The organism is Pseudomonas sp. MIACH, assembly GCF_001269925.1.
Taxonomy (GTDB): domain Bacteria; phylum Pseudomonadota; class Gammaproteobacteria; order Pseudomonadales; family Pseudomonadaceae; genus Aquipseudomonas.
Genome location: NZ_LHVO01000046.1, coordinates 254,190 through 262,024, shown reverse-complemented (window position 1 = coordinate 262,024; position 7,835 = coordinate 254,190). Strand labels below are relative to the sequence as shown.

General features: G+C 59.3%; 8 protein-coding genes. 3 read left to right on the top strand and 5 right to left on the bottom strand.

What is annotated here, in order from left to right:
- The coding region (locus AD670_RS18215) for an RHS repeat domain-containing protein (RefSeq protein ID WP_082340994.1) at positions 1–1,541 on the top strand (1,541 nt) is incomplete at its 5' end.
- 5 nt (positions 1,542–1,546) lie between these two features.
- Entirely contained in the window at positions 1,547–1,906 is a 360-nt protein-coding gene (locus tag AD670_RS18210) for a hypothetical protein (RefSeq protein WP_053135353.1), read from the top strand.
- A gap of 93 nt (positions 1,907–1,999) precedes the next feature.
- Here AD670_RS18210 and AD670_RS18205 read toward each other — a convergent pair whose 3' ends face one another.
- The 5 genes from AD670_RS18205 to AD670_RS18185 form a co-directional block, all read right to left on the bottom strand.
- Positions 2,000–3,229, bottom strand: a complete 1,230-nt coding sequence (locus AD670_RS18205) for a M20/M25/M40 family metallo-hydrolase (RefSeq protein ID WP_053135341.1) — start codon at positions 3,227–3,229, stop codon at positions 2,000–2,002.
- A 46-nt stretch (positions 3,230–3,275) separates the two neighbouring features.
- Positions 3,276–4,334 (bottom strand): diguanylate cyclase, encoded by a 1,059-nt coding sequence (locus AD670_RS18200; protein WP_053135338.1) that lies wholly within the window; start codon positions 4,332–4,334, stop codon positions 3,276–3,278.
- Between the two features lie 106 nt (positions 4,335–4,440).
- Positions 4,441–5,073, bottom strand: coding sequence for a LysE family translocator (locus AD670_RS18195; RefSeq protein ID WP_053135336.1), 633 nt, complete (start codon positions 5,071–5,073; stop codon positions 4,441–4,443).
- Between the two features lie 71 nt (positions 5,074–5,144).
- Positions 5,145–6,014 (bottom strand): sugar phosphate isomerase/epimerase family protein, encoded by an 870-nt coding sequence (locus AD670_RS18190; protein ID WP_053135333.1) that lies wholly within the window; start codon positions 6,012–6,014, stop codon positions 5,145–5,147.
- Between the two features lie 26 nt (positions 6,015–6,040).
- A complete protein-coding gene (locus AD670_RS18185) occupies positions 6,041–6,205 on the bottom strand; it encodes a rubredoxin (protein ID WP_016968943.1) in 165 nt (54 codons plus the stop codon).
- A gap of 158 nt (positions 6,206–6,363) precedes the next feature.
- Here AD670_RS18185 and AD670_RS18180 point away from each other — a divergent pair, with 158 nt between their 5' ends.
- On the top strand, positions 6,364–7,776 hold the full coding sequence (locus tag AD670_RS18180; protein WP_053135330.1) for a PLP-dependent aminotransferase family protein: 1,413 nt from the start codon (positions 6,364–6,366) through the stop codon (positions 7,774–7,776).
- The last annotated feature ends 59 nt before the right edge of the window (positions 7,777–7,835 follow it).

Sequence of the window (7,835 nt, the reverse complement as noted above, 5' to 3'; positions counted from 1 at the left end):
TGACCTCTCATCTGTTCAAGGCCGGCCGTGAACACCAGCGCGCCCAGGGGAAACTGCTGAGCAGCTACCAACACGACGACCGAGGACGCCTGTTAAACCACGGTATCTGTGACGTCGAAGGCGCGCTGTACCAACGTCAATATGACTACGACAAAACCGGCAACCTCACCCGCCTGCTCGACACCCGCAAAGGCGAACACCACTACCACTACGACCCGCTAGGCCGCCTCACCCGCGCCGACCACTCCCAAGACCTGCAGGAACGCTTCGGCCACACCCCCGCCGGCAACCTGCTCATGCAAGACCGCCCCGGCCCCGACATCGTTGCCGGCAACCGCCTGATGATCCAGGGCGACCGCCACTACGACTATGACGCCTTCGGCAACCTCATCCGCGAACGACGCGGCCGGGGGAATGCGCTGATCACCGAATACCGCTACGACTGCCAGCACCGCCTCATCGGAATCACCCAACCCAACGGCCAAACCGCGAGCTATCGCTATGACCCGTTTGGGCGGCGCATCAGCAAAACCGTGGACGGCATAACCACGGAGTTTTTCTGGCAAGGCGACAAGCTGATTGCTGAGCACCATGCGGATCGCCATCGCAGCTATCTCTACGAACCCGAGAGTTTCCGTCCACTGGCCCTGCTGGAAGGCTTCGGCCCAAAAAACACCAAAGCCTTCCACTACCAACTCGACCACCTCGGCACGCCGCAGGAACTGACAGACCCAGAGGGCGAAATCGTCTGGTCCGCCCACTACCGCGCCTACGGCCAGATCAGCCGTCTCGACAAAGGCAAAATCGACAACCCGCTACGTTTTCAGGGGCAGTACTTCGATCAGGAAAGCGGACTGCACTACAACCGTCATCGCTACTACAATCCCGATATTGGTCGCTATCTGACGCCAGACCCGGTGAAGTTGGCGGGTGGGATCAACGCCTACCAGTACGTGCCCAATCCTACGGGGTGGGTGGATCCGCTGGGGTTAAGTACTTGCCCTGGGGGAGATAGTTGCAAGCCAAGGCCTACCGTTCAAAACCCAACTGGAGATGTTGATCACGGCGAGCCTGCGTTACCGCAACTAACACGTGCGGAGAGAAAGGCAAGAATTGATGAACTTGCAGAAGCTAACGCTTACCGACGCTTGGAAGAGTTAGAAAAAGCAACACCGGGCGCGCATTTTTTGGAAAAGCACGGCGCGCAAACAACACTTGATTCTCAGCTTGAAAGAATCAGAACAGCTAAAAACCCTACCACGGGAATTGTTGAAGTTTACACATCAGGCCCCAATAACGGGCAACCCAAATATCCACCTGCTGCAACACACTATCTGAGTCACAGGGATCAATTGAACTCGATATATCGAGCACAGCTAATCTTTAGAAGAAACGGCCACGCGGCATCGCTAAGACCAATGGACATGGGAAAGATTATTGGTGAAGGCTATTCCAGTGGCAGTATGGAGTATAGTCAACAACGCAAAGCTCGAGTAATTCTAGACCAAAACGGAAAACCTAAAACCGCTTATACAGAGTAATGAGCATGAAAAGAAAGCCAAGCATGTCAATAATTCGTGGTTTACTCTTCACTTACGACATTGAAAATACGGATGATCTGGAGCGAGAACATCTCATCGCCTCGAAAAACATAAACAACGAGAAAGAGCTTATCGAGCTCTTTGATGAACTAACCAAACCCGAGTTCTTGTCTTATACAAAGTCAGAACAGGAGTGGTTTATTGAATCGATAGAGCACTACCTTGCTATTGACGATAACTTTAATGCGGCTTTTAAAACAATGGCAACCTATTTCAGCGAGCCAGTGACTGATCAACAAGCTTTCATGAGAGTACTACTGGAGTGCCTGAAACAATACAACGGTACTCATAAATCGCAGAAGTGAACTCGGCACCACCAGCCATCCGTGGCGAGCAAGCCTGCTCGCCACAAGGAATGAAGGCTCAGCCAAATTGCATGGGTGAGCCTCCCAGGCTGATCAGCGTTTACTCAGTTCCATAATCATCCGACTCAGCAAGTAGATCCGCGGCGCGACGCTCTCCACCTCCGCATACTCCTCCGGCGTATGGATATTGCCGCCGACAATCCCAAACCCATCCAACGTCGGCGTGCCCACCCCGGCTGACAAACTGGCATCCGCCGCGCCGCCGCTGCCTTCAATGGTCAACTTTTTACCCAACTCGCCATAAATCCCCTGGGCAATCGCCACCAGCTTGTCCGACTCCGGCGTCTGCGGCATGGGCGGCAAGCCGCGTTTGAGGGTGGTGGTCACTTCGGTTTCCGGGATCAACTTGTTGGCGGAGACCCGCACCAGGTCCTTCTCGATCCGATCGAACTCTTCCGGCAACGCCGCGCGTACGTCAGCCTTGGCGGTGGCTTGGTCGGGGATGACGTTGGTGCGGTCGCCCGCCTTGATGACGGTGAAGTTGATGGTGGTTTTCTTCTCTTCATCACCCAGCTTGCCCAACTGCAGGATCTGATGCGCGGCTTCCATGGCGGCGTTGCGCCCCAACTCCGGGGCCACGCCGGCGTGGGCGGCTTTGCCTTTGACTTCGACCACGGCGGTGGCACTGCCTTTGCGCCACACCACCAGGCCGTCGGCCGGGCGGCCGGGTTCGAGGTTCAGCGTGACGTCGTGGGCCTTGGCGGTGTTGCGGATCAGGTCAGAGGCGATGTCGGTGCCGGTTTCTTCGCTGGCATCGAGCAGGAAGGTAATTTGTGCGTAGTCCTTGAACCCTTGGTTCTTCAGGACTTTGAGCGCGTAGATCCCGGCGACGATGCCGCCCTTGTCATCCATCACGCCGGGACCATAGGCGCGACCGTCCTTGATATGAAACGGACGTTCGGCCGCCGAGCCTTCCTTGAATACGGTGTCCATGTGGGCCATCAGCAGGATTTTGGCCTTGCCGCTGCCCTTGAGGGTAGCGATCACATGGCTGCTGTTGGCGGCGGCATCCGGCACCCGTTCAATCGTGAAGCCCAGCTGTTTGAGTTCATCGACGGCGATATCACTCACCTGGGTCAGCCCTGGCCCATAGCCAGAACCCGAATCGATATTCACCAGCCGCTCCAGCAGTTGCAAGGCAGGGGCCTTGTACTGCTCGGCGTCCGCCTGGATCTGTTTATGCGGTTCGGCGCTGTAGGCCGGGAGTGCGAAGGACAAGGCCAGCGTGGCGGCCAGGAGGGTACGCGGGAAGGTGAAGAGCATGAACCGATCCTTGTGGTGTGTTGGGGTGCCGCCTCACCCTACCCCACTAGACCGATCGCAACCAAGTGCCTTGCGCCGAACTGACCCGGTTGCGCCCGCTGCTCTTGGCTTCATACAGCGCCAGGTCTGCATCATTGAGCCAACTGATGGAATCGGCGTGCCCAGGTTGATACGGCGCCAGGCCGATACTCAAGCTGGCACACAACGACGGGTCCTGGGCATACGCCAACGCGTTGAAGCGATCGCGCAACGCATCCATCACTTGCGTGGCGTGGTTGAGCGGCATGCCCGGCAGGATCACACAGAATTCATCGCCGCCATAACGCCCGGCCAGGTCGGTGGCGCGCAGGTTCTGGCGCAACACTTTGCTGAGCTGGCGCAGCACGATGTCGCCCGTGACGTGGCCATAGGTGTCGTTGATAAGCTTGAAATGGTCGATGTCGATCAACGCAATCGCGGCCCCTTGCTGTTCGCGGTGGCAGCGTTGGAACTCGATCTCCAGTTGATCTTTCCAGGCGCCATGGTTGAGCAGGCCGGTCAAGCTGTCGGTGCGGCTCAGCGCCAGCAATTCGCGCTTGTGCCGTGCCAGCGTCACCGCCTGGCGGTAACAGATCCAGCCCAGCGCCAGCGGGTAAACCATCAGAATCGGCAGGCAGGCATAGATCTGGGTGGGGGTGGTCGTGGCGATAAAGGCTGGGGTGAATATCAACAGCGCCGTACCGATACCCAGCGCCTGCGCCACCCAACCCGCCAGCATGAAACGCGGACCGCCGATGGCGACGTTGTTCATGGTCATCATCGACAGCGTTGTCACACCGGGCAGCGGGTTGAAGTGCATGGCAGCGACCCAGAAGCCGCCGCAGAACGAATCGAACAACAGGTTGCGGCGCTCACTACGCAGCGTATTGACGGCACGCGACGAGCGCTGGAAGGCCAGGACAGGCCAGACAAACGCGTTGATCACCATCCAGGCCCATACCCACGTTGGGGGCGCCAGCGGGTACATGCCAAACGCCACGCAAACAAAGCCAAGCGTCAGCCCTAAGGTGCGGGATTTATACAATCGGGTAGCGAGCGGAAGTCCTTTTCCTCCGGCGGCTGGCATGGGCGGCTGTAATCCTGGATGGGTGCCTGGAGTCTATCAGGGCGCCAGCAATTCGCCACTACCACTCATAAGCTCATATCCAAGGCACATAACCCATCCAAAACGATTAGCTGGAGAAGCCCCTGGCCAGCATCAATGCCACGCCCAGCAACAGCACCGCCGTGATCCGCTGCAGCAAAATACGGCGCTTGGGGTTTTCCAGCACGTGCTTGATGCGCTGGCCGAAGTAGCAATAAAGGCAACCGCTGGCAAATTGCAGCAACAGGAAGGTCGCCCCGAGGATGGCGATATCCGCCGCCGAACTGCGCTCCCCTGCCCCGGCGAACTGCGGGAACACGGCGCTGAACATGATGATGGTCTTGGGGTTGGAAAAACCGGTCAGCAGCCCTTTGCCGAACAGGCTGCGCGAGCCCTCTGCCGTAGCCGCCTTGCCGATCGACACACCGCTGCTGGTCCACTGCTTGTACGCCAGGTAGAGGATGTACGCCACGCCGACAAATTGAATCGTCTGGGTAATGGCGAGATTGCCTTTGATCAGTTCCGAGAAGCCCACGGCAAAGATCAGGATCGAAATCAGGTACGACACACTGGCACCGATCTGCGCCGGGATCGAACTGCGCAAGCCGTCCTTCAGGCCCAGGCTCAACAGCAGCAGGGTCATGGGGCCGGGGCTGAAGGTCATGGTGGCGCAAAACAGCAGGAAGTAGAGAAACGAAGACAGGGTTAACGCACTGGTCATGGGCCTGAGCCTTGAGTAGGTAGAAACGACAGCGGTGGGACGGGCCATGCCAGCACCCGCCCCGGAGCCGATCAGGCGACCGCGATTTCGGTCGTCAGCGATTCGCGGTACATCACCGCCAGCTCCCCGAGGGCAGCCTTGGCGGTCTGGTTACGGGTTTCGAAGGCCACCAGGCCTTTCCAATTGGTCTCAACGATGGCCTGCATCACATCGGCGTAGTCGCAGTTGCCGTCATGAATACCGAAATGCTGGTCCTGCACGCCATTGTTGTTGCTGAACGAAATACCCTTGATCAGGTGGTGATACTTGCGCACCACCTCGGCCGGCAGGCCGTTCTCGATATTGGCGTGGCCGGCATCGAGGAAGAAGTACACGTTGCGGTGCTCCTGCAGACGTTCGAACACAAAGGCGTATTCCGCTTCATGGGTAAAGATGTAGTGGAACGGCCGGTAGTTGACGTAGTTGGACAGGTTTTCCAGGTAGATATCCACGCCCTTGGCCTCGGCATAACGTGCCAGTTCCTGCACCGACTTGAGGTAGTGCGCCAAGGCAACCTTCTTGGCCATCAGCACCATTTTCGGCTCGACGATACTGCCCCCGTGGATGATCAAAGGTGCGCCCAGGCGGCTGGCGATATCGATCTCGCGCTTCACATAATCCACCGCTGCGGCACGGAAAGCCTCCACATCACTGCCCAGCGGGGCCTTGAAGTTGCCGTGATAGACCGGTTTCACGCCGGTAGCTGCGATCTGTTCCAGCAGGCTGGTGATGCGTGCTTCGGTCCAGTCGTCGACCATTTCACCGAACAGGCTGCCGTCGATATACCAGTGGGTGCAGCCACCCTCGACGGCGGTTTGCAGGCCGGCTTCAGCGGCCAGGTATTTCTGGTGGGCCACGCCGGTACAGAACGGTACGGAGGGGTTGATCAGTTTGCTTTCCATGGAGCGATTCCTTTCGTGATGGAGGTTTACAGTTCAATGGCCATGAAATCGGCCTTGGTCACGCCGCAATCCGGGCATGTCCAGTCTTCCGGCACCTCTTCCCAAGGGGTGCCTGCCGGGATTCCGTCTTCGGGAATGCCCAATTCTTCAACGTACATAAATCCGCAGGGGGCACACATATAAGTCTTCATGAGAATGCAAGATCCATTGCTCGCGGGTAGAAAAGTTCGCCGGTTCCAGGCGAGATGGCGTGCAGTCTAGGGGAGCGGCATTGCGCAAGGCAGGTAAAGTGATGCCTAATCCGGCCTAACTTCACCGGTAAAAGTACCGGCAAACACAAGGAAGGTTTATGTTTGTATCCGCCATCGCCTTTGTGGACGGCACGCCCAAGGTGCAGCAGATCGTCGAGGCGTTCAGCCAGCTCATCGAGAACGGCGAGTGGGCACCCGGCAGCAAGTTGCCATCGGTGCGTGAGTTGACCCAGACCCTGGGCGTCAGCAAGTTCACCCTCAACGAAGCCCTGGACCGCCTGCGTGGACGCAACCTGCTGACCTCCAGCCAGGGCCGTGGCTACTTTGTGGCGATGGACAGCGCGCGCCCGGCCTCGGTGGCGTGGGTCGACCTGCTGCCTCAGGATCTGCTCAGCGTGTTGCGGCGCCCCCTGGTCACTGCCAGCGGCGAGCTGCGCCCCGGCGGCGGCCACCTGCCGGAAGCCTGGCTGAACGCCGAGGCCATCCGCCAAGCCATGCGCAGTGTGGTGCGCGCGCCGTCGTTGCGCATCGCCGGGCTGGGCACACCGGCCGGCTTATTGCCGCTGCGCCAGGCACTGCAACAAAAGCTGCACGGCGAAGGCTTGTCGGTACCGGTGGAACAGATCATCACCACCCCCAACACCGTGCAAGGCCTGGACATGCTGATGCGCCTGCTCGCACGCCCCGGCGACACAGTGCTGCTCGACGCGCCGTGCTATTTCAACTTTCACGCCAACCTGGCCCTGCACGGCGTCAAGGTGGTGACCATCGAACGCCGCCCCGATGGCTTTGACTTCATCGCTCTCGAACAACTGCTGGCCGAACACCGGCCCAGCCTGTACCTGACCACCAGCGTGCTGCATAACCCGACCGGCCATTCCTTCAGCCCCAGCCAAGCGTTTCGCCTGTTGCAACTGACCCAGCAGTACCACTGCCACATCGTCGAGGACGATCTCTATGGTGACCTGCACCCCAACCCGCCGCCGCGCCTGGCCGCCGTCGCCGGCCTGGAGCAGGTCACCTACCTGTCGGGCTTCTCGAAGATCCTCAGCGCCAACACCCGGGTCAGCTTCGTGGTGGCCGCGCCGCAACTGGCGGCCAACCTGACCAATATGAAGCTGATGAGCGGTGGCGTGACCTCGGAGCTGTTCGAGCAGATCGTCTACCGCATGCTCAGCGAGGGCAGCTACGCCAAGCACCGCAAGCGCATGGTCCAGCGCTTGATGGAAGCCGGCGGGCGTGTAGAACAATGGCTCAGGCGCTGCGGATGCGAGTTGCCGATGGCCTATGAGGGCGGGATGTTTATCTGGGCACGCTTGCCACCCGGGGTGAACGGCGAGCTACTGGCCCAAGAGGCGCTGAAGCGCAGCATGGTCCTGGCGCCGGGCGCGCTGTTCGGCTACGACCCGGCCCATCGCGATTCGATGCGTTTCAACGTGGCCCACAGTGATGAACCCAGAGTGCAGCGGGTGTTTGAAGCGCTGTTGCTCAAGGCCCCGCGCGAGTCCTGAAAGGCTGCGGCGGTTCTGCCACCCCTGCGACGTTCGATCCATTCTTGCGCGTTGACCCG

Coding starts and splice junctions, on each gene's coding strand:
- AD670_RS18210 (WP_053135353.1), top strand. CDS start 1,547: ATGAAAAGAAAGCCAAGCATGTCAATAATTCGTGGTTTACTCTTCACT.
- AD670_RS18195 (WP_053135336.1), bottom strand. CDS start 5,073: ATGACCAGTGCGTTAACCCTGTCTTCGTTTCTCTACTTCCTGCTGTTT.
- AD670_RS18205 (WP_053135341.1), bottom strand. CDS start 3,229: ATGCTCTTCACCTTCCCGCGTACCCTCCTGGCCGCCACGCTGGCCTTG.
- AD670_RS18200 (WP_053135338.1), bottom strand. CDS start 4,334: ATGCCAGCCGCCGGAGGAAAAGGACTTCCGCTCGCTACCCGATTGTAT.
- AD670_RS18190 (WP_053135333.1), bottom strand. CDS start 6,014: ATGGAAAGCAAACTGATCAACCCCTCCGTACCGTTCTGTACCGGCGTG.
- AD670_RS18180 (WP_053135330.1), top strand. CDS start 6,364: ATGTTTGTATCCGCCATCGCCTTTGTGGACGGCACGCCCAAGGTGCAG.
- AD670_RS18185 (WP_016968943.1), bottom strand. CDS start 6,205: ATGAAGACTTATATGTGTGCCCCCTGCGGATTTATGTACGTTGAAGAA.